Below are 23343 nucleotides of genomic sequence, written 5' to 3'. Positions count from 1 at the left end.
CAGGAGAATCCCACTCCTTTTACATTTAGGGTCGTATTCTGACCTATACCTTCTTTCAGCCCCTCTTCAATGTTATAATACATTACATATTTCACCTATAATTATTTTAATTTTTAGCTTATAACTTACATTTGATGATATCGTTGTTGAAAAATCCACTATAAATCTAGTCTTCCGGAGGGATTTCATGTACAAGCTTATGATTGTAGAGGATGAACCGTTAATACGGACGGGATTAAAACATTACTTTTCGTGGCAGGAGCTTGGTGTTCAGAGTATTGTTGAAGCGGAGAATGGAAAAGAAGGCGTCGCTACCGCACTACGTGAGCAGCCAGATTTAGTGATCACTGATATTCGCATGCCCGAAATGGATGGTCTTCAGATGATAGAAGAGCTTCGCCAATTCCTTCCTGATACTTTGTTTATTATTTTGACAGGATTTAATGATTTCGAATACGCTCAACGAGCCATTAAGCTTGGGAGTGTGCATGCTTTTTTGCTCAAACCTCTGGAATATGAAGAAAGCCTAACCGTGATTCAAGAATGCATGAACAAGCTGCAACTTAAACAACAAGAACAAAGGAAACGTTCTACTCTGGAAGGCTCACAACTTATAAAGCTACTACTCGAAGAAGAACAACCTGCAATTGACACTAATTTGATCGCTGAATTATGTAATTTTAAAAGTAAACATTATCTGTATCTCCCTTTTGTTTTGGCAGGTTTCCCTATCAGAGAAACACCTTCACCATCCACAAGGTGGATGCGAGAACAGGCGACTAAGTTCATACATCTTGCAACGGAGGCCTATCTCCCGGCGAGTCTGCCACGATCTATTTTTACATATGCTGCTAAATCCAAACTCTACGGGCTAATAGTCATGGGATCACAGACTGCAACGAGCATTGTCCCTTTTGAGACCCAAGTACTTACTGAACTCGATCAGCATTTGAACAAGCTTACGTTAGAACATCATCTTGCCCTTTATCTTGCCATAGGTACAGTGACGAACGAACTGTCTCAAATCACTTCATTACTTCACGAGTCTGAAAAGCTGTTATATCAACGCTTCTATCAGAATGAACAGAATATATTCCATATCTCTTCCATAAAGGCAGGCGCCACAGCTACTAAACCAATGCTTATCCAACTAGATGACAACGATAAGAAACGAATAATCTCCTGCATCGAAAATGCCAATAAACAAGAAATTCTACAATTAATGCAACGATTGGCACAAGATATTTTGCATAAAGCAGATGGCCCTTCACCTGATCTATGGCTTGCGTATGTACAAGAAATCATAAGTGTCATTATCCGCTTCGCTAATAAAAACCACATTCATAGGGATGGTGTGTACAGCGATAAACTATTAAACCTTACTTTTGTTGAGGATTTTCACTCCCTTGAGGTCATGTTCGAGTGGCTGGGGAATTGGATGGTTCATCTGGGGAACATATATACCGAAGGTCTGACGGATAACCATCAGCAGGATGTGTTTATCTTTGAACATATTAAATCCTTCATTATAGCTAATATTGATCAAGATATTACTCTACAAATGGTAGCGGATCGCTTTTTCTATAACCCTTCTTATTTAAGCCGTCTGTTCAAAAGAAAACTCGATAAGAACTATATGCGATTTGTAACCGAAATCCGTATGGAATACGCGCAGGAATGCTTAAAAAAACCGGAAATTCTAGTGACCGATGTCTGCACAATGTGTGGTTACAAGAGCTATAAGCATTTCGTTAAAACGTTCCGGCTCTTCACCAACATGACCCCATCAGACTATAGAAAACAATCGGGGTGGTAAGCAAAATGATGCAAATAAACCAGCCAAAAAAACGCTATCGGATGCGGCATGTCAATCGGCAGATTTTTGTGCTGATGATCCTGACCATTACTATTCCTTTGCTGATTATATCCGCGATTATCTATATTTTTTCAAATCAAGCCGTCAAAAATGAATATCAAAGCAGCTCTAATCTCATCCTTAATAATCTTTCTTTCAACATCGACCAGTATCTGCAAAGTATTGAAAAAGGGACCCTTAATGCCCAGGTAGATAGTCAATTACAAACCGCTCTCGAGCATTGGACTATCAACAAAGATAATATCGGGAATGATCTAAGTATTCAGTATGGAAACACGATTGAACAGTTCATCAGCGGGATTGAAATGACGATTAAAAATGTCGACAGTGTGCAGATTTTCGCGGGGTCACGTGTATTCTACTCCGCCAATTTCAATCGTGCGGATTATGATGTGAAGGACTACACCCAAGAGGATTGGTATTTACAGACGCAGCAAAAAAAGGGGGGCGTAATCCTGTTTGGAAGTCATCTCCCCTTCTATCGCACCAATTCCAAACAATCCGTCATCTCCATCGCCAGAGTCATTAATAAAAAAGGAAGCAAGCAGCCCTTAGGTGTCATGTTAATCGATATCCGGCTGGATTCATTACGGGAAATCTTAAAGCTGTCCGAGAATAGCAAGCGGAAATTTATTATTTTAGACGATAAGGGGGGCAACGTTTACAGCTCAGATTCATTGGAGACGAGTCCTTTAGAGCCAGTCCCTATCGACAAACAGGCGCTTAACACTTTTATGAACAATGACGCCGGGAGCTTATATGGTACTTTTGATGACAAGGATTCGTACATTAATTTTGTTACCTCTCCTTACTCCAACTGGAAGGTCATTCAATATATTGATGAGAAAGAGATGACTAAGCAGGCTTCTTTTCTTGGCAAAATCATTTTAACCTTGGCGCTCTTATCGCTTGTCACTGCACTCTTATTTATGTATATCCTCTCGGAACGCGTAACCAAACCTATTATTCTGTTAAGCCGGAAGGTGAAGCTGGTGGGGATGGGGAATTTCGATGTAGATTTGTATAGTAATCGTCAAGATGAATTTGGGGTTCTATATAATGGAATTCGTAAGATGGTAAAAGATTTGCAAAACTATATTGAGCGATCTTCGATGGCCAAGGCTCAACAAAAAGTAGCCCAGTATGGTGCGCTCAAAAGCCAAATCAATCCGCATTTTCTGGCAAATGTCCTTGAATCTATTCAAATGAAAGCCATCATCAATGGACAAAGAGAGATTGGCGAGATGGTGGGGATCGTGGGCAGATTGTTTCGGATTCATATCCAGACTGGGAAAATCACCGTTACCCTGCGCGAAGAACTTGAGCATGTCCGGCTATATGTGAAGATTCAGCAGTTGCGTTTTGGGGATAAATTACAGTACATGGAGCAGCTAGATCCGCAATGCGAAATCGTTAAGGTCATGCACTTCTCCTTGCAACCCATCGTAGAGAATGCTATCGTACACGGCCTAGAAAGCCGCAGTGAACCAGGTCTGCTTGAGGTATCCTCGGTGATATCGGGGGAGGATATGCTGATTATCGTTAAAGATAACGGTATTGGCATCGAGGAAGAGAAACTTAAACAGCTGCGTTTCCGTCTCTCTCAACCCTCAGATACCTTAGATGAAGAGCATATTGGCATTAAAAATGTTCATGATCGCATTCAATTTCATTTTGGCGAAAAATATGGAATTGAAATTTCCAGTTACGTAGGTGAAGGAACGACAGTGATCATCCGACTTCCCGTGTAATCCTAGACATTTTGCTCAGTAATGCCTAATTCAGGATCAAAAGTGAGCATTTTCGTCGCTATTTTATCAATAAAAAACCGATCATGACTAACTGTTACTACAGCGCCAGGAAAATGAATCAACGCCTGCTCCATCACCTGAATACTGGTTAAATCCAAATGGTTAGTGGGCTCATCTAAAATAATGACAGCAGCTCCGGAGAGAAGGCATTTCGCTAAAGCCACTCTGGCCTGCTGTCCGCCTGAAAGGCTGCCAATCGTTTTACTCAGATCCATTTCCGAGAATTGCAGCATCGCTAGAAATTTATTCACCTTTTTCCGCGGTGCGTCCAGTCCCAGTCCATAAACATTTACGGCATGGCTGACGGTATCTTTATGATCCAGCTCATCCCACATCTGATTAAAGTACGCATAACCGACCCCGCGTTCCCAAGTCACTTCCCCCGATTCCGGTGCTTCTTGTCCAGTCAGTACCTTGATGAGTGTCGACTTTCCACTGCCGTTCGGACCCACGATAGCTATCCGGTCTTCCTTTTGAATATCGAAGCTAATGTTCTGGAAAATGGAGCGGCCATCATAACTTTGTCCAATCCGCTTCACTTCCCCCAGCTTGTCAGGAAAACGTAAATTACTATAAATATCGTGATTAATACGTTAACTGGATGAGGTTCCACTCGTTTTTTCATATCCGTTAGCTTACGGGATAGACGGTCCTTAGAAGACTTCTTGCTACCACGGTTTTCAATGGCCTCGGACTCCATAAGGAGAAGTTCTTCTTCCCACTCAAATTGCCGATCGAGCACTTTTTTACGCATCTTCTTTTTACGAACGTAATCGGTATAATTGCCTTCATATTCCTGAAAATGATAGTTCTCGATTTCTATCGTCCGCGTGACCACTCTGTCAATAAATTGCCGATCATGAGAAACCAGAAGCATCGCCCCATTGAAACGGTGCAACCACTGCTCCAACCATACGATTCCTTCCATATCCAAAAAATTAGTAGGCTCATCGAGCAATACAACATCGGGCGCTTCAATTAAGACTTTAGCCAGTGCCGCGCGGTTCCTCCAGCCTCCGGATAACTCCTCTACAGGTTGATGCCGCGATCTCTCATCGAATCCTAATTTAGTCAGCACCGTATTGATTTCCACAGATACATTCCAGCCATCCAAATGCTCCATTTGTTCAAAAAGCTCAGCTTGGCGCTCTAAAAGTGCATTCATCTGGACATCATCCGACACCTGCCCAAGCTGTTCTCCTATTTGGTTAAGCTCCTGTTCAATGCGTGCTACCTCTTCGAAGCAAAGTTCTAACTCTTGTTGTACAGACAAAGACCCGGAAAGCTCCGAAAATTGAGAGAAGTAGCTGATCTTCACATTGGGATCTAATTCTACTTTTCCTGCCGTTGGCTCCTCTTTTCCCATGATTAGCTTAAAAACAGTAGATTTACCTGCTCCATTTCGTCCGATTAAGCCAATACGTTCGCCCTTGCTCACACGAAAATAAATATCTCGAAAGATCAATGTATTCTCATATTTCTTAGTTACGTTCTCCATTCGGATTACGCTCAAGTCTATCACTCCTAGTTCGTATAGATCAGAATTCATCGTTGAATACCCAAAAAGCTATTATAGCACTAATTAAAAAAAGGACTTTATAATCATATTATTACTTATATTTATTTCCGATATATGTATTTATATTAATATAAATTTATAAATACATAAGGAGGATTACAATGAGTTTGCTAAAATCATTCAAGAAAAATGCTAGTGTTATTATGTGCATTACCCTGCTCTTTTCTCTTTTTATTGTGTATCCGGCAAGTGCTTCTACCTTCTTTCAAGACCGTTTTGAAGAGGGCGATAATCTATGGACATCCACTAGTGGGAATTGGACTATTGTTGAGGACGAAGGCAACAGCGTATATTACCAGTCTGCCACAAAAGAAGGACGTACTTCTGCAGGTGATCCAGCCTGGAGCGATTACACTGTGGAAGCGGATGTAAAAGCAGTTGATTTTAATGGCTCAAACAGAACTTATGTTGCGGGCAGATACATAGATGGAAATAATTTTTATGCAGCTTCTTTGTATAATAGTAATGATGGCATGCTGGAAATCAGAAAGAAGGTTTCTGGATCTACTACAACTTTGACCAGCAAACCTTACGCTCTGCAAACAGGAGTTTGGTATAATGTAAAACTCGAAATGAGCGGAAATACCATCAACATGTATGTAAATGATACGCTGGAGCTCTCAGCTTCCGATTCCAAATTAAAAAAAGGTGCAGCAGGGCTCGTTACCTTTAAAACTATTACGATGTTCGACAACGTGACCGTTTCTGACACCATTAGCACTACACCGACACCTACACCTACTGCAATACCGACTCCGACTGCTTCACCAACGCCAACTGCTACGCCGACACCGACTTCTTCACCAACGCCTACTGCTTCACCGACACCTACTGCTACGCCGATACCGACTGTTTCACCAACACCAACTGCTACGCCGATACCGACTGCTTCACCAACACCAACTGCTACGCCGATACCGACTGCTTCACCAACACCAACTGCTATGCCAACACCGACTTCTTCACCAACGCCTACTGCTACGCCATTACCGACTGCTTCACCAACGCCTACTGCTACGCCATTACCGACTGCTTCACCAACGTCGACACCTGTTCAGGTTAGTGAATATGATTTGGCTGGGTTTGCCACAGGAACTACAGGTGGTGGAAATATCCAAAAAACCAGTCCACTCTATAAAAAGGTATATACCGCAGAAGATCTTGCCACTGCACTGAGAAAAGGATCCAAAATAAAGGTTATTGAAATTATGAACGACTTGGATCTGGGATGGAATGAAATTTCTGATGCAGCAAAGATCTCCCCATTTAGCGCTCATAACAATGCTTTAACACATCCCGTATTAATAGAGACTGGTGTCAGCAAAGTGTCTATAGACAACTTCGACGGTTTGACCATTTTCTCTGCTAAGGGTGCAACCATTAAACATGCCGCTTTTACCTTTAAAAGAAGCTCTAACGTCATCATCCGCAACCTTGAATTTGATGAGCTGTGGGAATGGGATGAAGCAACCAAAGGGAATTACGATAAAAACGACTGGGACTACATCACCATTGAAAACAGCAACAACGTATGGATCGACCACTGCACTTTCAATAAATCTTATGACGGAGTTGTTGATGTTAAAAAAGGCAGCAACGGCGTCACCATTTCATGGTCATCCTTCTTAGGGGATGATAGAAACGCAAACAGCTGGGTTACTCAGCAAATTAATGCTATGGAAGCCAACAAGGCTGCCTATCCCATGTACGCTTATTTAAGAAGCAGCTCAGTTGGCCTAAGTAAAGACGACATCATTGCGATTGCCGCTAGTCAAAAAAAGGGCCACTTAATAGGCGCAACAGAGTTTGCAGCTGATAATGCGCTTCTTTCTGTGACGCTCCATCACAACTACTATAAAGATATACAAGACCGCATGCCCCGCCTTCGTAGTGGTAATGCGCATGCCTATAACATTGTAATGGACAACGAAGATACCAGATTGGCTAAAAAACGTCTAACCTCCGCTATGGAAAAAGCGATCTCAAGCAAGGGGTATCATTTCGGGGTTACAAGTAACGGAGCCATCTCGACAGAAGGAGGAGCTGTATTACTTGAAAGTTCTGTAATCATTGATGTAGTGTATCCTCTTCGCAACAATCAAGCGGATGCAAGTAATAGCAAATATACAGGTGCAATCGCAGCTTTAGATACGATCTATTCACTTGATGGAGCAACATTCAGAGGAGACAGTACAGCAAAGAACAGCCCTCTCTCCCCTGCACCCGCTGCCGTTAAAGCATTTGCATGGAACGGATTCACAACACTACCTTACAGCTACACTTCAGATGACCCAGCTAGTCTAAAATCCAGACTTACCGCTGTTGACGGCTCAGGGGCAGGCAAATTGTCCTGGTCAAACGAGGAATGGTTGAAAACAAATTACAGCAACTAACTCGACTAACTAATTACTGAACACATATCCCATTACTACAACGAGAAAAGTTACTAACTTAGTTGCCACACTAGCGCCACCTTTGCAACAAATTAGCGACATATTAGTGCTACTAACGCCATATTAGTGCTACTACCGCCATATTAACGCCACATTAACGCCACATTAGCACCACATTAGCACTACTTTTGTACCGCCGAAATTGCTCAGACGCTCAGACAGTGATTTTACAGTTTAGAGTGTACTATTTACGAGGTCAGACGACGATTTTAGTTTACAGTGCAGTATTTACGAGGTCAGACGACGATTTTACAGTTTATAGTGCAGTATTTACGAGGTCAGATGGTTCGGACTCAGGAGCCCTTATTTCGAAGAATCCGGGCATTTCGCAGTGCTATCGGACTCAGATGCAGCTATTCAACCCGATATGCTCAATTTTGGTGTGGATTTAGACCAATAAGAGCTATGCAGTCCGAAAACTAAGCAAATTGGTCCAAAAAGCGAAAATAGCTGCAATACGGTCCGTTAGGAGTGTTAAGCGCCTGAGGAGCGTTATAAATTAGTTGCCACATTAGCAACTCTTTTGTACCGCACTAATGCCACATTAGCACCACTTTTGTACCGCCGAAATTGCTCAGACGCTTAGGCGGTGATTTTACCGTTTACAGTGCAGTATTTACGAGGTCAGATGGTTCGGACTCAGGAGCCCTTATTTCGAAGAATCCGGGCATTTCGCAGTGCTATCGGACTCAGATGCAGCTATTCAACCCAATATGCTCAATTTTGGTGTGGATTTAGACCAATAAGAGCTATGCAGTCCGAAAACTCAGCAAAATGCTCAAAAAAGCTAAAATAGCTGCAATACAGTCCGTTAGAAGTGTTACGCGCGTGAGGAACATGAGAAACCTGTGAAACGTGAGGAACATGAGAAACCTGTGAAACGTGAGAAGCCTGAGGAACATGAGAAGCCTGAGGAACATTAAGCGCCTATAGCCCCCGTGAGGAGCATTATGCACATACAGTCCCGATAGGAGCATCAGGAGTTTGTTCTCATTTAACAAGTGGCGTGTTTGGTGTTAAAAGGTAACTCGCAAAGTTAGTATAATGTCCCAACAATAACAAAAAGGCCGCAACCTGCGGCCTTTTTCTATATTACAACTCCCAACGCATATTCACTAATATCGCTTACCGCTCATTTTTTCAGAATATCAATATACTCTTCTTTCTCTCGATCTGCCCCCGCATTAAGTTTCAGTCGCAGTGACTTCGGGTGATCCAACACATTACTGCTGAAGTAACTTATAAATCCATCATCAGATCCACTACCAGAATTCGGATTAATTTTAATGTCGTGCTTCCCAACCTGCGCTGTTAATTCATAGGGGAGCTTTTGAAACAGTTCATTTCGGATGATCCAATCCGTTTTCAATTCCTCATTTATCGTAAATTTGAGCGCTATGCTTAACGGAGAAAGCTCGACTTCGGCTAGTTTTACTTCCTGTCCGTCAATTTTGAAGGGGTGGTCTACAACTAATGTCTCCGTCTTCAGCTCCCAAAACTTAGGATCAATAGAGAAGTTCACTTTTAAACGATCAGAATACCGCATGTCGGATAAAACCGTTCCTGTTTTCGGTTTACTTAACATTCCCGGGTCTACAGAGGCAATCTGAAAATCCGCCACTACGTCTGTTGGCCTTGGTTTATTTCGGTCCAGTGAGAATACAGTTTTACCGAGCCAAGTATATATGGTTCCCTCTGCGTGTGCTCCCATTCCGTCCCTATTCCCATTCTCCTCCATTACGTCTCGTCCAGTTTCAGCTTCTGTCAGCTTCACACTATTTACACTGTACACTTCCTGACCATCACTTGTTGTCCCTGTATACAGCAGCATGATTTTATTTTCATCAGCAAGCACAGCATTTAGAGTAATTTTATATCCATTTGATTCAGCACTCTTATTAACGATTTGTACATAATCATTCCGGATTGCAGACTCTAGTGTAAGAGCATCAATATCAGCTGCAGCCAATGTTTTAAAAGGCTCCAATACGCCCCAATCGAACGTATCAACACTCGAAGTCCCTTGCTGTGGCAACAGCTGGGTTGGATTGAAGAACAGCAAGCCCGCTATCATCACTGCAGCCGCCAGCACAGACATCGCGCTTTTTGTGAATATTAACCTTCTGCCACGTTTCTTGCCTAATTCCAAACCTGCTTGGATCGCATAGATCTGAGCGGCTGCATTCTCTATTTTTTGTTCTTGTGGGATACGTTCGGCATCGCTTAACATGGCAAGCTCCTCTTGACTACTCATTGTTCCATTCACCCCGATTCTTTATGATGGTTCGCAACTGCTTGAGCCCCTTATGCTGCCAAGTCTTAACCGTCCCCTCGGGTTTATTCATAATGTTAGCGATCTCAGTCAAGGTCATATCATTGTAGTATTTTAGCAGCAGCACATGGCGATACTTGGGCTTAACCTGCTCGAGTGCCCACAGCATTTCCATCCGATGATGGCCAATGTGTGTGACCTGTTCTCCTATTCTTTCATCTACCAGCGGCATGGAACGTTTTCTTCGTCTTTGTTCATCTATACAGACATAAATTAGAATTCGAATAATCCATGATTTGAATGCTTTGGGGTCCTTTAAAGTTTTTCTTTTAATCCAAGCCCGGCAAGTCATTTCCTGCATCGCTTCCAGCGCATCGTTTCGGTTCCGCAAGTAACTATAAGCAATACTGTACAATTGTTCTCTATGTACCAATATCGAATCGTAAAAATCCGTCTCGCTCCGAGTATCAAGAATCGTTACTTTTTTCATTTCTGCATTAGTCATCGTCATGTCCTTCCTTAGCCTCCTCTCTTCAACCTTTCATAGATTAAGACGGGGGAGGTATAGAAACGGTTTTTATTTCGTTTTGCTTTTTTTGCCCAAAGCTCTCTAAATTATAGCATTCTATAAAAATTGAACGAAAAATGTTATGATGAGTTAAATTGGACATAATTAATAGTACGCACTCAAAAGTGCCATAGGTGCTAAAAAGTACCCATACCTTGGAGGTTATCATGACAACAACATCTACAACAACTGTCAAGAAAAAATACAATATTTCTGTTGAAGCCACCCTAGAGGTCATCGGAGGGAAATGGAAATGCGTAATTCTATGTCATTTAACTCATGGCAAAAAACGCACCTCCGAGTTAAAACAGTTGATGCCCGGCATTACTCAAAAAATGTTAACCCAGCAGCTACGCGAGCTTGAGGCAGATGGAATCATCAACCGAATTGTTTATAATCAGGTTCCACCAAAAGTAGAATACGAGCTTAGTGAATATGGGGATAGTTTAAGCGATATTTTGACTGCATTATGTAATTGGGGAGAACAACATATCATTAAGCAATACGGTGATAAATACGCTGTTTTAGAGGATAACATCTTAAATAAATAAACCGCTATATCAAGGTAATGGTTGGAGATTTATGCTGCGAGAGTTGGACTTCAATTATACACCCACGAAAAAAGGACAGCTGAATCAGATCGATTCAACTGTCCAAAGCTTTGATTCACCCGTCCCTTAAATGGCGCACAGAGACATAACTTAAATTACGCCTTCTCCTCCTATAGCAGTTGCTGTGAATGATATGGGTCCAAATAGATTGATAGGCAAGTTGCTATCATTCTGAATTACCAATTCATAGTTGTGGACTCCAATATAAGCACCATCGACCCACTGAGCACTTAATTGAATATCAGTAATTGTAGTAAAACGATAAAAGGATCTATAAATATCGACTCCAGCTCGTCGGATGATAACAAGAAATTGGCTATTAGCAAGTGCAGTAAGACTAAAACTACCATTTAACTCGACTCTACTGGAGAAAGAAGCCGGATTAGCCGGACTAATATTTACTTGCGCTGTGGCTAGACCCGCTCCAGCTCCAGGAATCCCTGCAACCGTTATAGCAGTAGTAAACGGATCTAACGGGATTTTTGCCTGTGACCCATAACTTATTATTGTCGCCATTTATCATCACTCCATTTCAAGGTTATAGAGTAGTATATTGTGAATCCACAATGATAGATTGGACTTAATTCCTGATGATTATATACATTTAAGGTATACTTTGCTAGATCATATAAACCTAGATACCTCGTCAATCACCATACGATTTCTACTCATTGACAACACCCCTGTTCAGAATTACAATAATTCACATATCATGAACAACGATGACAAAGGGTAAGTAGACAGACGAACATGGTCTTCAGAGAGCCGGTGGTAGGTGCGAACCGGTGACCAGCGTATGCTCGAATGGCCTTTATAGTTGTTTTTCCGAACTATCTTAATGGATGCAGTAGGGAAAACCGGGGTTCCCGCCGTTATCAAGGGACCTGTATCGAGAATAAATTCAACCTCTCCGTACAGGTAAGAGAAGATCGAAAGCCAAGAATCGTAAGGTGACACGATCATTTAAGGTGGTACCACGACAACTTCGTCCTTATTGGATGAGGTTTTTTTGTCATTTAAAGGAGGTGATGGCCATGGATGATGGCTGGTGGTGGCGACTCGAGTGTAACCAAATGCTAAATAACAGGAGGAATTTATATGATGAACGAACGTGTCTTAACTGGAGATCGAGTGACTGGAAAGCTTCACCTTGGCCATTACGCCGGCAGCTTGCAGACCCGAGTAGCCCTTCAGGAGCAATATGAAACTTTTGTGTTTTTAGCGGATATTCAAGCCCTAACGACCCATTTTGATCGTCCACAGCTGCTGGGTCAACATCTGCATGAGATCACACTGGACTATTTATCTGCGGGTATAAATCCGGAGAAAACAACTATATTTATTCAATCGATGATCCCTGAAATCGCAGAGCTGACCCTCTTGTTCTCTATGTTTGTTACTGTGAATTCTTTACGGCATAATCCCACGATTAAAGCCGAATCGAAAAATTCGAGCTTAGATGAATTGTATTACGGTTTTCTTGGTTATCCAGTTAGTCAAACTGCTGACATAACATTTTGTAAAGCAACGATCATTCCTGTAGGGGAAGACCAACTCCCTCATCTGGAATTAACCCGCAAAATCGTCCGCAGATTCAACGAGATGTACAGCCCGATACTGGTGGAACCCAAAGCGCTGATCAGTGAGACGCCGAGGCTTGTGGGTACGGATGGCAACGCTAAAATGAGTAAAAGCCTTGGCAATGCCATCGAGCTGGACTCCACTAAGGAAGAGATTATCTTTAAGATACGAAAAGCCACAACCGATCCAGCGCGTGTGCATAAAAATGATCCTGGACATCCAGATATCTGTCCTATTTTTGCTTATCATGGTGCTTTTCGCTCAGCGGGGGTAACCGAAATTCGTGAAGGCTGTGAGCGGGGTACCATGGGTTGTTCTGCTTGCAAACAGTTGATTTCGACAGCTCTAGATCAGCTTATAGAACCGATGCGAGAGCGTCGTTCCTATTATGCTACTAAGCCCAAGCTTGTGCAGGAAATCTTAATCTCTGGAACACAGCATGCCCGCAGCATTGCTCAAGAAACAATGGCCGAAGTACGTGAGGCTATGAGTCTTAACTATTTTTCAATCTAAAAATGACCAATATAGGCACTCAAAAAAAGCCGGAATCTCATTGGAAGAGATCCGGCTTTTTTCTTCTCCTTACAACACCCAATTTCCCTTACGGAATACGGGTTCAATCGTGCCGTCCGCCAGCTCTCCGTCAATATCCAGCTCTGCTGAACCGATCATAAAATCGACATGAGTTAAGCTGACATTAGCTCCTCTAGCCACAAGCTCTTCGTTCGTAAGCTTTGTGCCGCCTTCAATATTTACAGGATAAGCACTTCCTAGCGCGAAATGGCAGGAGGCATTCTCATCAATCCCTGTATTGTAAAAAATACGGTTCAAGCGAGAGATTGGAGAATCATGCTGCACTAAGGCTACTTCTCCTAGATAAGATGCACCTTCATCCGTTGCCAGCAGTGAGGTTAAATGTTCGCGTCCGGATTCAGCTTCATAAGCTACGACTTTCCCTTTTTCAAAAGTGAATGAAATTCCTTCAACTAACCGTCCATTCAAATTAAGAGGGAGCGTGCTTCTAACTGTGCCATTAACGCCAGTCCGATGGGGCATGGAATAAATCTCTTCCGTTGGCATATTAGCTACAAAATATACGCCTTTATCATTCTCACCGCCACCCCCGCGCCATAAATGGCCTTCCGGAAGCTCTACATGCAGATCCGTTCCCGGAGCACGGTAATGCAAGCTTTTATAACGTTTAGCGTTCATTCTGTCCTGACTTTCTTTCAACTGACCAATATGCTCTCTCCAAGCAGCTACCGGATCATTGCTGCCCACACGATTCATCTGGAATACAGCTTCCCACATCGCCTCTACCCGCTCTTCTTCAGGAAGATCGGCAAAAACCTTGTTCGCCCAAGCACGTGTTGGCGCTTTGACCAGAGACCAGCTGATTTTGCTGTTCCGAGTATATTTGGAGTAGTTCTTGCGAGCAACAGCCGCTGCTTTGACTGCTCTAGATACCTTAGAAGAATCAATGCCATTAAACAGTTCAGGATCAGGTACTTTAATATGTAAGATGGCACCATTCTCTTCCGCGAATTTCTCCATCATCTCAGCCTGCCACTGTGGATAGTAATCGAAAGAATCCTCTGGGGCTTTTTCATAACGGATCCGTGTAGTTGCTTCATCGTCCCAGTCAACAATTACATATTTAGCTCCCGCTTCATAGGCTTTCGCTACAATCAAGCGAGTAAGTTCTGCGGTTTCTATCGGTGCATGTACCATAAGGACTTGTCCAGGCTGTACATTTACTCCTACTTTTACAACTAGGTTCGCATATTTCTCCAGCATTACTTCAAAATCTTTCATGAATTCTCTTCCTCCATCTCTAGGGTTGCTATAAGGACTCGGTCAGCTTCACTTCTTATTTTAACGCAAAACGAGGATAGTTGCGATTCGATTTAGATTCTCAGCTACTTCACTTCAGGTATTTCACCTGTATAGACACCTAGATCATTCTTATGAATCTCTACATTGGACGTTCCGATCTGCTTATCATTATGGTAAGCAATCACTGTGATCTTGGTATCCTGAGGTTCATCTATTTGCTTATTCCCCCCATCCATTGGACTCCAATAAATTTGATCTCCAGATTTGATTTTCAGCTCAAGACCTTTGTTATGCACCTTGTAGTCAGGGGGAGTCCATAACAATAAATTGCCGGATGTAGCCTGTATCTTAATAACATCCGCCCCTTCAGCAGTTATAAGCATAGGTAATCCTGGAGCACTACTATCAGTCACCCTGTATTCCGCTGTTGGGAACATAACATCCGGTTTTACCTCAAGTGATTGATTATTATGCCGCAAAATAAAGAAGAAAAAAAGTAAAATCGTTAAGCCCATGACGCCTGCGATGATTATTTTTTTCACTATTCAACCTCCCTTCCACCCTAATACTGTAACATATTTCCTTAATTTGGACAGTTATGAGCCAAATAAAGCGGCTCCCGCGAGGAACCGCTCACTTCAATCCCTATTTTTTATCCACCTGTAACAGTGTCACTGTCTTCAAAGCATAAGTATGCATGATTTTATCCTCTGAAATTACATTCAACTTGGTCAAGCTTGCCACCTTTGCCGGATCTGATTTGGAGAGCAAACGCCACACTTCGGGGTCTGATAAGGTCTCATATAACTTTGCATCATCATATTCTTTGCGGTTTTGCACGACCAGCTTCACTTTATAGCGGCCAATTTCAGTCTCGTTAGTTTCCTGCTCACTACAATAATTTAAAATATCCTGACGAAGCTCGGCCAATTCTTTTTCAATATCCTTTTGTTTTTGCTTGAGCCGATAATACTGCTGAACCTTTTTCTCCATCCACTTCACGCTCCTTCATAGACATATGTATGCCGGAAACGTTGGATAAATTAGTTGAGTTCCCTATCATAAAAACTTATAATGAGCCGGGGATAGCTAATTTCCAAGTAGAGTCAAATTTCTTATAAAAACAATTCCACGGCAGGTGACTTATGTTTCATTCGTACTTTTTTCCAATTTCGTATGCGTTCATGATGTTTCCAATAGCAGCGCTGGTCTTCACACTACCTTTTCTTATCGTACAATACCGCAGACATGGCTATATACATAAGCTTAGAGCTTTAATCCTATATCTGCTGCTGCTCTATCTGATGAACGCTTATTTTCTTGTCTTGCTTCCTTTTCCATCCTCCCGGCACAATGCTGCACCTTCTGGGAGTGTCGTCCAATTCATTCCCCTTCAGTTTATTCAGGATATTGTGGATGGATCGTCAATCATCCCTGAACAAATCTCGACCTACTGGTCATTACTGCGTGAGCCTGCATTTTTACAGGTCATTTTTAACGTTGCATTGACTGTACCGTTTGGAATGTTTTTGGGCTATTATTTTCGTACACGCTGGGTCGTGTGCATTCTACTATCCTTTGCCTTTTCCTTGTCCTTTGAGATCACGCAGATTACAGGAATTTATGGTTTCTTCGATCATCCTTACCGTCTTTTTGATGTCGATGATCTCATTACCAACACAATCGGAGGGATTTTTGGATTTCGAATTTCCATTTGGATCTCCGGGCTATTGCCACGTATAGAACAACTGGATACAAACATTGACCGCTCTGCCAAAAGAGTCTCCTATACCCGCAGAGGAATAGCTTTTCTAATCGATAGTATGGTGTGGAGCATCGGGTTTGGGGTACTCTTCGGATTCGATATAAAAGCTGCCTTCTGGATTGTAACTGGTATTTACTTCATGCTTGTTCCGGCTCTCACGGGCGGACGGACCTTAGGGAAATGGATGGTGCGGATTCGGGTGAAGAGCAGCGGGAATCATGCTTTTTTCTGGGCTCTGATGATCAGATATGGCCTGCTATATTGGGTGCTGCTTGGGATTCACGCTCTTTTGCTTGATTCCGCCCTTCTAGGGAATCTTTCCTCCGTATGGAATATGCTTATTCATCTGTTTGTTCTATTGATAGACTTGGCTTTCTTTATTCATTTAGTCATTAGTATATTCAAAAAAGAAACTCAGCTAATATATGAGAAACTAAGTCGAACTTCTCATGTTATTTCTTGGCCAGAGAAACGGCTCCAATCTGATGTATCCAGCAACAGCCCTGTAGAAAGCTAAACTAGTTATTTTTTAAATGGTATTTTTACATTGGAAATTATTATAGAATTAGGAGGTGAGCATTCTCAAAATTTAGGAGATGAGCGTATGGAAACTACAAGCAGCTTGCAGTTATCTAGAAGTCTTCCAGAAGAACAGGGGATTTCATCAACCGCAATATCCTGCTTTATTAGTGCAGTAGAAGAACAAAATTTAGGCCTGCACAGCTTTATGCTATTACGACATGGTTATGTGGTCTCTGAAGGCTGGTGGGCTCCTTACAGGTCCGTTCTTCCGCATATGTTATTTTCCCTTAGCAAAAGCTTCACCTCAACCGCAATCGGGTTTGCTGTTACTGAGAAACTTGTCACCCTCGATGATTCTGTCCTCTCCTTTTTCCCTGAAGAGGCTCCTTCGATTATCACGGAGAATCTATCCAATATGACAATCAGACATCTATTGATGATGGGTACCGGGCATGTCGTGGATACTATGGACACCCTTCGCAAAAGTACCGACGGGAATTGGGTGAAAGCTTTCTTCTCCGTCCCCGTCGAGAAACAACCGGGTACACATTTCCTATATAATACCGGTGCTACTTACATGCTGGCCGCGATCCTTCAACGGGTTACTGGCCAAACACTGCTAGAATATTTAGAACCGCGCCTCTTCGTTCCTCTGGGCATTCACGGTGCAACGTGGGAGTCTTGTCCACGTGGAATTAACACAGGGGGATTTGGCTTAAACATTACAACCGAGGATATCGCTAAATTCGGCCAGCTATACTTACAAAAAGGAATCTGGAATAATCAACGGGTTCTGCCTGAAAAGTGGATTAATGAGGCTACTTCCAAACATATTTCCAATGGCGAAGGTGATCATGACTGGGCAATGGGATATGGGTATCAGTTCTGGCAATGCCAGCACGGTGGCTACCGGGCAGATGGCGCCTTCGGTCAACTCTGTGTTGTGCTTCCGGAGCAAGATGCCGTAATTATTACTACTGCTGCATCAGACAGTATACAAGGAATGTTGAATGCTGTGTGGGAACATCTGCTTCCCGCGATGAAGCCAGCTCCCTTGCCATTAGAGCCGGCTGCTTCTGCCCACTTGGTTGAAAAATTAAAGAATTTATCTATCCAACCGCCACAACTGCAGCCCTCTTCATCACAAGAAGAACGAATAAACGGCTTAACCTATAAGCTCGATGACAACCAATTTGCCTTGGACACCTTCTCTATCTCTTTCAATAACAACGAAGCTGCAGTTACTTTACAATTTAAGACTGGAGAGGATTCTGTGATCTGTCTTGGTCGAGGGAAATGGCTCGAAAGCTTCGCACAGGTCATTGATGCTTCCTTGAACCGAATCATGTCCAGCTTTACTTGGGTTGCTGATGATCAGCTACAGCTTACTTTATTGTTTATTGAAATGCCTTTCTGCATAACTCTTGAAATAATCTTACTAGAGAATCAGCTAATTCTTAAACAAAAGTTTAATGTGAATATGGGACCGACTGAATTCCCTGAGATCATTGGCAGACTATAATTCTTAATGAATACAAAAGACCGCTTCGTCCTTTAAAGAGACTTAGCGGCCTTTTAAATATTCGATTCTAATCTGTGAAATCAGCAAGCTTGAGGATGACCGGACAATGATCGCTCCCCATAATGTGGCAATCGATTTGGGCATCCAGCAGATTAGGTGCAAGTCTAGAAGAAGCTAGGAAATAATCAATCCGCCAGCCTACATTCCGTTCTCTCACCTTGGGCATATAAGACCACCATGAATAAACACCTTCAAGCTCTGGATGAAAATATCTAAAGGTATCTATGAAGCCGGACTCCAGCAGCGTACTCATTTTTCCTCTTTCTTCATCGGTAAAGCCAGAGTTTCCGCGGTTAGCTTTAGCATTTTTGATATCAATATCCTGATGGGCTACGTTCATATCGCCGCATACAACGACTGGTTTTAGCTTGTCCAGTTCCAGAAGGTAATTGCGGAAACGGTCCTCCCATTCCATTCTGTAATCCAATCTAGCCAGATCTCGTTTGGCATTTGGTGTATACACATTCACTAGATAAAAATGTTCGAACTCCAGCGTAATAATCCGGCCTTCCGCTTCTTCATCCTCTTCCATTCCGTATCTCACAGAGATCGGCTTGATTTTGGTGAATATAGCTGTGCCTGAATACCCTTTTTTCACTGCATAATTCCAATATTGATAGTATTCTTCACCCTGTTCCAGAACAATCTGCCCTTCTTGCAGCTTCGTCTCCTGAACACAGAAAATATCTGCTTCTACTTCCTTAAAATAATCATCAAACCCTTTTTTAACACAGGCCCGAAGACCATTCACATTCCATGATACCAACTTTATCATTAACGTTTCTCCTTGCATTTTGCTTTAATAGTAACCAGTTTATCATATTACGGCCAGAAATTTATAGAGGGTTAGGGTCATCTTGAGCAGTTCCGCGAATAGATTTATATCCTAATCATTTATTATCCATGATACAATAGCAAAATTGACTCTATACAAATTTTCTAACACGTGAGGTAAAAAAACTTATGAATGCACCAAATCTTTTACGAGGGTTTAACTTTTTGTATTTTGCTCTGCTAGCCATGTTTATTCCCTTTCTGCCAGTCTATCTAAGTGAACAAGGTCTAAGCCCATCGCAAATCGGCTTCATTATTGGAACTGGTGGTTTTGTTACCATCGTTGCCCAGCCTTTATGGGGGATGATCAGTGATAAAACAAAAACCATCCGCAAAGTGCTGTTAGCTCTGCTGTTATGCTCAGCGGTAACCGGATACTTTTTGTTCGATTCCAGCAGTTACGTTGTTCTCATTCTTTTTGCTATGCTGCTGTATTTCTTCTTGATGCCCATTGATCCGCTGACAGAAAGCTTGAATTTCCGAGTCTCTGAGGCGGCTGGAATTAGCTATGGTTCTATCCGTACATATGGTGCGCTAGGTTATGGTGTAATGGCTCTGATTACTGGCTATGTGCTTGGTTTTTTCGGCTCTCATGGAATAGCTCTTCTGTTTGTTGCCATTTGCCTTATAAGCTTTATAGTAAGCTGGAACATGCCAGATGCCCCCGTCACAGGTAAGCCGGTCACGCTGGATAGCCTCAAGCACTTTTTTGGCAACAAAAAGACATTGATGTTTCTGGTGCTCATATTTATTAGCTCTGTACCCGCACGAATGAACGATACATTTATTGGAGTTTATATTCGTGAGCTTGGTGGCAGTCCTCAATTGGTAGGCCAATCATTTTTCCTCGCGGCAATAAGTGAAATCATTGTCTTTGCATTAAGCTTCTGGTGGTTGCGAAAAGGAAAAGAACTGATCATCATATCGATTTCCGGAGCCTTCTATTTCCTTCGTTTCTTGATTTCAGCTTGGATCATTGATCCACACTTGTTAGCGTATTTGCAGATTCTGCAAATTCTTACCTTCCCTGTGTTCTACTCGGCTGCTATTCAATACCTGTACAGCATTGTACCCGAGGAATGGCGTGCTACAGGGCAAACCGTCCTTGCACTATTGTTCTTCGGTGTATCAGGTATCCTGGCTTCTTATGCTGGTGGGGCATTATATGATGCCTTTGGGGGTAAAGCTCTTTACTTAACGATCTCCGCAATGTCGTTTGTCGGCATGCTATTCGGATTGATACTGTATCTGATTTATCGTAAAAAAACGGAATAAGCGTACGAAAATAAACCGGGGATGTCCCAGCCGCTTTCTAAGTGGCTATTGGACATCCCCGGTTTTTTCTATTAAAAAGTGCTAATTCACCATGGCATTCGCTCTAGCATTAATAGATTTTCAACATAGAATATCCTATCAAACGAAAAGGAGGTCGTTACTATGGCCATCGTATTACCGCTTCAATATTTCAATTTAGCCCCTGTCATTGGTAAATCTTATTATGAAAACCTTGCAGGTGGAATTAACGCTGCTGTTACTGTGAACAACAACTCCAACTTCCCAGTAGATTTAGTAATCACTCGTGTGAATGCTCCAGTTATCACATACACGATTCCAGCATTCAATAGCCTTACGCTTGCAGTTCATGCCCTTTTGGTAGCTGCACTCTTAAGTACTCCTGCTGGCACCACATTCGGAACTATTGAAATTTCAACATCAGATTTCTAATAGTGTAGCATTAAGCATCTCTAGCTGGAAGTTCAGCTAGGGATGCTTCTCTATGTGAATCTAGCTTAATCCTTCTATTGTATGCTGCTCCATAAGCTGCTTCAGCTTGGTTTCAGTATTCGAATCTCCCGCAGGAGTATAGATGCTGCAGCGTAAATCTGCACTGCCATGAACCTGCAAAGAGGTTAGATGAAATAACATTTTTCCCGCCTTGGCATGTCTGAATTCTAGTAACACATCCGGGGCCGAGCTAACCCGACTTTGCTCCCACATCTCATTAAAAGCCGGATGCAATTCTTTCAATTCCTCTATAAATTCATCATACCAATGATCCTCTACATACTGTCCGTAATACGCTCTGAAGATAGAAAGATAACCGCTGACGAATTGTTCCCAATTCACTGCTAAGCGCCTAAACTCCTTACGAACAAATAACAATCGGATCATATTCCGCTCTTCGATAGGCAGCTTTGAGAAATCAAGAAAAACATGGGCGGCAGCTTCATTCCAACCGACGATTCCGCAACGTCTATCAGAAATAATCGTAGGACAATATTTAAGTTCCTGTAAAATTTTCTGCAGCGAAGGACTAATTACGGAAGATTCATCTTGCGGATAGGGTGTGGTTCCGGTTCCAGTTTCTAAAGCCAGTGCAAAAAGATACTTCCGCTCATCTTTAGTCAGCCTAAGTGCAGTGGCAATACAGTCCAAAACAGAGGACGAGACTTTTATATCTCTGCCTTGTTCAAGCCACGTATACCAGGTACTGCTTACCCCTGCAAGCTGTGCAACCTCTTCCCTGCGGAGTCCTGGCGTTCTTCTGCGTGTGCCTTCTGGCAAGCCTACAGAGCTTGGTGAAATTGCCGCACGACGTGCTTTCAAAAAATCGGATAATGCTTGTAATCTTGTTTGATTAGCCATAAGCTACCTCCACTTTGGGATTTCTGTTCCTTTAGTATAGTACAAATTATACTAGGATAAACGATAACTTGTAATAGGATAAATAAAGTGGAAAAATACTAGTATACACTAGCTGAGGAGGTTCATTATGGAACGCGTAGTGATTACAGGCATGGGCTTAATCTCACCACTTGGAAATACAATCGAACAATTTTGGGATCGGCTAATTTCTGGTGAATCGGGTATATCCCCGATCACTTCATTTGATACAACAGGTTTTAAGACGAGAATTGCCGGCGAAGTACGTGATTTCGATGCAGAGGGCAGATTTGGGCGTAAAGAGGCACGGCGAATGGACAGATTCAGTCAGTTTGCCCTCGCAGCTACTGAAGAGGCTTGGAAACATTCTGGCCTCCAGCTTGATAAGATTGACAAGGAGAGACTTGGCGTTTATGTAGGATCTGGTGTTGGAGGAATTCAGACCTTGATGGATCAAGGTACGGTCCTGAAAGAGCGTGGACCTGATCGAGTCAGCCCTACCTTAATTCCCATGATGATCTCCAATATGGCTGCGGCGATGATCAGCATTAAATTTGGAGCTCTCGGCCCGACCATGTCTCCAGTAACAGCTTGTTCTATTGGAAATACTGCAATTGGCGAGGCCTTCCGTTTAATTCGTTATGGCGGTGCGGACATCGTTATAGCCGGGGGTTCTGAGGCTGCTATTACTGGAATCTCGCTGGCCAGCTTCGGGAATGCCACCTCTTTATCTACACGAAATGAAGAGCCTACTAAAGCGAGCCGCCCTTTCGATGGAGGACGGGATGGCTTTGTAATCGGTGAAGGTGGCGGCATAGTCATTCTTGAGTCACTCTCCCATGCTCAGCGTAGAAACGCCAAGATTCACGGTGAAGTGATCGGGTATGGTGCTAGCTCTGATGCTTATCATATGGTTGCCACTCATCCAGAGGGGATTGGTGCCTATCAAGCTATGAAGTTAGCGCTAAATGAAGCTAATCTCCAGCCCCACAACGTAGATGTAATCAGTGCGCATGCGACAAGTACAGTAGTAGGAGACCATTCTGAAACCCTAGCGATTAAAAAATTATTTGGCGAGCATGCCTACCACATCCCCGTAACCGCTAATAAGTCCATGACTGGACATGCTTTAGGGGCCGCTGGCGGCTTAGAAGCCATCGCTTTAGTTAAGAGTATCCAAGAAGGGATCATTCCTCCTACCATCAATCAGGACACGCCTGATTCCATCTGTGATTTAGATTACGTACCTAACAATGCACGAAAAGCTAATCTCGAAATAGGCATCTCTAATTCATTTGGCTTCGGCGGCCATAATGCTGTTATTGTGATCCGAAAGTTCGTAGACTAATCCTACATTATAAAAGGGGTTTCAACTTAGCCATTACACAT

The 23343-nt window shown here is 42.7% G+C and carries 20 protein-coding genes, 1 pseudogene and 1 other annotated feature; of the genes and pseudogenes, 11 read left to right on the top strand and 10 right to left on the bottom strand.

Annotation, left to right across the window (positions count from 1 at the left end):
- Window positions 1–187: 187 nt before the first annotated feature.
- Together MKY14_RS03905 and MKY14_RS03900 are read left to right on the top strand one after the other, a co-directional pair.
- Window positions 188–1816 carry a response regulator transcription factor gene (locus MKY14_RS03905; protein ID WP_340975829.1) on the top strand — a complete coding sequence of 543 codons (1629 nt, stop codon included), beginning with the start codon at window positions 188–190 and terminating at the stop codon, window positions 1814–1816.
- A 5-nt stretch (window positions 1817–1821) separates the two neighbouring features.
- Window positions 1822–3627, top strand: a complete 1806-nt coding sequence (locus tag MKY14_RS03900; RefSeq protein ID WP_076304193.1) for a cache domain-containing sensor histidine kinase — start codon at window positions 1822–1824, stop codon at window positions 3625–3627.
- 2 nt (window positions 3628–3629) lie between these two features.
- On the opposite strand, the gene MKY14_RS03895 is transcribed toward MKY14_RS03900, so the two are convergent.
- Together MKY14_RS03895 and MKY14_RS03890 are read right to left on the bottom strand one after the other, a co-directional pair.
- Entirely contained in the window at window positions 3630–4226 is a 597-nt protein-coding gene (locus tag MKY14_RS03895) for an ATP-binding cassette domain-containing protein (RefSeq protein ID WP_340975827.1), read from the bottom strand.
- Window positions 4223–5200 carry an ATP-binding cassette domain-containing protein gene (locus MKY14_RS03890; protein ID WP_340975825.1) on the bottom strand — a complete coding sequence of 326 codons (978 nt, stop codon included), beginning with the start codon at window positions 5198–5200 and terminating at the stop codon, window positions 4223–4225. The genes MKY14_RS03895 and MKY14_RS03890 overlap by 4 nt, the downstream gene beginning before the upstream one ends.
- A gap of 167 nt (window positions 5201–5367) precedes the next feature.
- Between MKY14_RS03890 and MKY14_RS30770 the strand changes: the two are divergent.
- A pseudogene (locus MKY14_RS30770) lies at window positions 5368–5961 on the top strand (LamG-like jellyroll fold domain-containing protein); the annotation flags it as partial.
- Window positions 5962–6210: 249 nt separating this feature from the next.
- Complete coding sequence (locus MKY14_RS30765; RefSeq protein ID WP_445669871.1) at window positions 6211–7659, top strand: pectate lyase family protein; 1449 nt, start codon at window positions 6211–6213, stop codon at window positions 7657–7659.
- Between the two features lie 1192 nt (window positions 7660–8851).
- On the opposite strand, the gene MKY14_RS03880 is transcribed toward MKY14_RS30765, so the two are convergent.
- Together MKY14_RS03880 and MKY14_RS03875 are read right to left on the bottom strand one after the other, a co-directional pair.
- Complete coding sequence (locus tag MKY14_RS03880; protein ID WP_340975821.1) at window positions 8852–9973, bottom strand: DUF4179 domain-containing protein; 1122 nt, start codon at window positions 9971–9973, stop codon at window positions 8852–8854.
- Window positions 9966–10502: a sigma-70 family RNA polymerase sigma factor gene (locus tag MKY14_RS03875; protein WP_036686352.1), complete on the bottom strand. Its 537-nt coding sequence runs from the start codon at window positions 10500–10502 to the stop codon at window positions 9966–9968. The genes MKY14_RS03880 and MKY14_RS03875 overlap by 8 nt, the downstream gene beginning before the upstream one ends.
- A gap of 224 nt (window positions 10503–10726) precedes the next feature.
- On the opposite strand from MKY14_RS03875, the gene MKY14_RS03870 reads away from it, so the two are divergent.
- A complete protein-coding gene (locus MKY14_RS03870; protein WP_076125996.1) occupies window positions 10727–11110 on the top strand; it encodes a winged helix-turn-helix transcriptional regulator in 384 nt (127 codons plus the stop codon).
- 150 nt (window positions 11111–11260) lie between these two features.
- Here MKY14_RS03870 and MKY14_RS03865 read toward each other — a convergent pair whose 3' ends face one another.
- On the bottom strand, window positions 11261–11686 hold the full coding sequence (locus MKY14_RS03865) for a hypothetical protein (protein WP_036686349.1): 426 nt from the start codon (window positions 11684–11686) through the stop codon (window positions 11261–11263).
- A gap of 197 nt (window positions 11687–11883) precedes the next feature.
- Window positions 11884–12166: a binding site (T-box leader), on the top strand.
- 102 nt (window positions 12167–12268) lie between these two features.
- On the opposite strand from MKY14_RS03865, the gene trpS reads away from it, so the two are divergent.
- A complete protein-coding gene (gene trpS, locus MKY14_RS03860) occupies window positions 12269–13264 on the top strand; it encodes a tryptophan--tRNA ligase (RefSeq protein WP_340975818.1) in 996 nt (331 codons plus the stop codon).
- Between the two features lie 69 nt (window positions 13265–13333).
- Here the strand turns inward: trpS and MKY14_RS03855 are convergent, their stop codons facing one another.
- The 3 genes from MKY14_RS03855 to MKY14_RS03845 all read right to left on the bottom strand — a co-directional run bounded on the left by MKY14_RS03855 (window position 13334) and on the right by MKY14_RS03845 (window position 15580).
- Window positions 13334–14566, bottom strand: coding sequence for an aminopeptidase (locus tag MKY14_RS03855; protein ID WP_076279805.1), 1233 nt, complete (start codon window positions 14564–14566; stop codon window positions 13334–13336).
- A 104-nt stretch (window positions 14567–14670) separates the two neighbouring features.
- Window positions 14671–15129 (bottom strand): hypothetical protein, encoded by a 459-nt coding sequence (locus MKY14_RS03850; RefSeq protein ID WP_340975817.1) that lies wholly within the window; start codon window positions 15127–15129, stop codon window positions 14671–14673.
- A gap of 103 nt (window positions 15130–15232) precedes the next feature.
- Window positions 15233–15580 (bottom strand): hypothetical protein, encoded by a 348-nt coding sequence (locus MKY14_RS03845; RefSeq protein WP_076219158.1) that lies wholly within the window; start codon window positions 15578–15580, stop codon window positions 15233–15235.
- A gap of 152 nt (window positions 15581–15732) precedes the next feature.
- Between MKY14_RS03845 and MKY14_RS03840 the strand changes: the two genes are divergently transcribed.
- Together MKY14_RS03840 and MKY14_RS03835 are read left to right on the top strand one after the other, a co-directional pair.
- Window positions 15733–16869, top strand: coding sequence for a VanZ family protein (locus tag MKY14_RS03840; protein WP_076279803.1), 1137 nt, complete (start codon window positions 15733–15735; stop codon window positions 16867–16869).
- A gap of 87 nt (window positions 16870–16956) precedes the next feature.
- Window positions 16957–18396 carry a serine hydrolase domain-containing protein gene (locus MKY14_RS03835; protein WP_076279802.1) on the top strand — a complete coding sequence of 480 codons (1440 nt, stop codon included), beginning with the start codon at window positions 16957–16959 and terminating at the stop codon, window positions 18394–18396.
- Window positions 18397–18463: 67 nt separating this feature from the next.
- Here the strand turns inward: MKY14_RS03835 and MKY14_RS03830 are convergent, their stop codons facing one another.
- A complete protein-coding gene (locus tag MKY14_RS03830; RefSeq protein WP_076279814.1) occupies window positions 18464–19228 on the bottom strand; it encodes an exodeoxyribonuclease III in 765 nt (254 codons plus the stop codon).
- A gap of 191 nt (window positions 19229–19419) precedes the next feature.
- Between MKY14_RS03830 and MKY14_RS03825 the strand changes: the two genes are divergently transcribed.
- On the top strand, window positions 19420–20565 hold the full coding sequence (locus MKY14_RS03825; protein WP_076183499.1) for an MFS transporter: 1146 nt from the start codon (window positions 19420–19422) through the stop codon (window positions 20563–20565).
- Between the two features lie 162 nt (window positions 20566–20727).
- Complete coding sequence (locus MKY14_RS03820) at window positions 20728–21015, top strand: hypothetical protein (protein WP_076125983.1); 288 nt, start codon at window positions 20728–20730, stop codon at window positions 21013–21015.
- Between the two features lie 60 nt (window positions 21016–21075).
- On the opposite strand, the gene MKY14_RS03815 is transcribed toward MKY14_RS03820, so the two are convergent.
- Complete coding sequence (locus MKY14_RS03815; RefSeq protein WP_076125982.1) at window positions 21076–21936, bottom strand: helix-turn-helix transcriptional regulator; 861 nt, start codon at window positions 21934–21936, stop codon at window positions 21076–21078.
- A gap of 127 nt (window positions 21937–22063) precedes the next feature.
- On the opposite strand from MKY14_RS03815, the gene fabF reads away from it, so the two are divergent.
- Window positions 22064–23302, top strand: a complete 1239-nt coding sequence (fabF, locus tag MKY14_RS03810; protein ID WP_340975812.1) for a beta-ketoacyl-ACP synthase II — start codon at window positions 22064–22066, stop codon at window positions 23300–23302.
- Window positions 23303–23343 lie beyond the last annotated feature (41 nt).

The sequence above is a fragment of the Paenibacillus sp. FSL R5-0887 genome, assembly GCF_038002305.1.
Lineage (GTDB): Bacteria > Bacillota > Bacilli > Paenibacillales > Paenibacillaceae > Paenibacillus_AQ > Paenibacillus_AQ odorifer.
This window is presented reverse-complemented; position numbering and strand designations above follow the sequence as displayed.

Coding starts and splice junctions, on each gene's coding strand:
- MKY14_RS03905 (WP_340975829.1), top strand. CDS start 188: ATGTACAAGCTTATGATTGTAGAGGATGAACCGTTAATACGGACGGGA.
- MKY14_RS03900 (WP_076304193.1), top strand. CDS start 1,822: ATGATGCAAATAAACCAGCCAAAAAAACGCTATCGGATGCGGCATGTC.
- MKY14_RS30765 (WP_445669871.1), top strand. CDS start 6,211: ATGCCAACACCGACTTCTTCACCAACGCCTACTGCTACGCCATTACCG.
- MKY14_RS03880 (WP_340975821.1), bottom strand. CDS start 9,973: ATGAGTAGTCAAGAGGAGCTTGCCATGTTAAGCGATGCCGAACGTATC.
- MKY14_RS03875 (WP_036686352.1), bottom strand. CDS start 10,502: ATGACGATGACTAATGCAGAAATGAAAAAAGTAACGATTCTTGATACT.
- MKY14_RS03870 (WP_076125996.1), top strand. CDS start 10,727: ATGACAACAACATCTACAACAACTGTCAAGAAAAAATACAATATTTCT.
- MKY14_RS03865 (WP_036686349.1), bottom strand. CDS start 11,686: ATGGCGACAATAATAAGTTATGGGTCACAGGCAAAAATCCCGTTAGAT.
- trpS (WP_340975818.1), top strand. CDS start 12,269: ATGATGAACGAACGTGTCTTAACTGGAGATCGAGTGACTGGAAAGCTT.
- MKY14_RS03855 (WP_076279805.1), bottom strand. CDS start 14,566: ATGAAAGATTTTGAAGTAATGCTGGAGAAATATGCGAACCTAGTTGTA.
- MKY14_RS03845 (WP_076219158.1), bottom strand. CDS start 15,580: ATGGAGAAAAAGGTTCAGCAGTATTATCGGCTCAAGCAAAAACAAAAG.
- MKY14_RS03840 (WP_076279803.1), top strand. CDS start 15,733: ATGTTTCATTCGTACTTTTTTCCAATTTCGTATGCGTTCATGATGTTT.
- MKY14_RS03835 (WP_076279802.1), top strand. CDS start 16,957: ATGGAAACTACAAGCAGCTTGCAGTTATCTAGAAGTCTTCCAGAAGAA.
- MKY14_RS03825 (WP_076183499.1), top strand. CDS start 19,420: ATGAATGCACCAAATCTTTTACGAGGGTTTAACTTTTTGTATTTTGCT.
- MKY14_RS03820 (WP_076125983.1), top strand. CDS start 20,728: ATGGCCATCGTATTACCGCTTCAATATTTCAATTTAGCCCCTGTCATT.
- MKY14_RS03815 (WP_076125982.1), bottom strand. CDS start 21,936: ATGGCTAATCAAACAAGATTACAAGCATTATCCGATTTTTTGAAAGCA.
- fabF (WP_340975812.1), top strand. CDS start 22,064: ATGGAACGCGTAGTGATTACAGGCATGGGCTTAATCTCACCACTTGGA.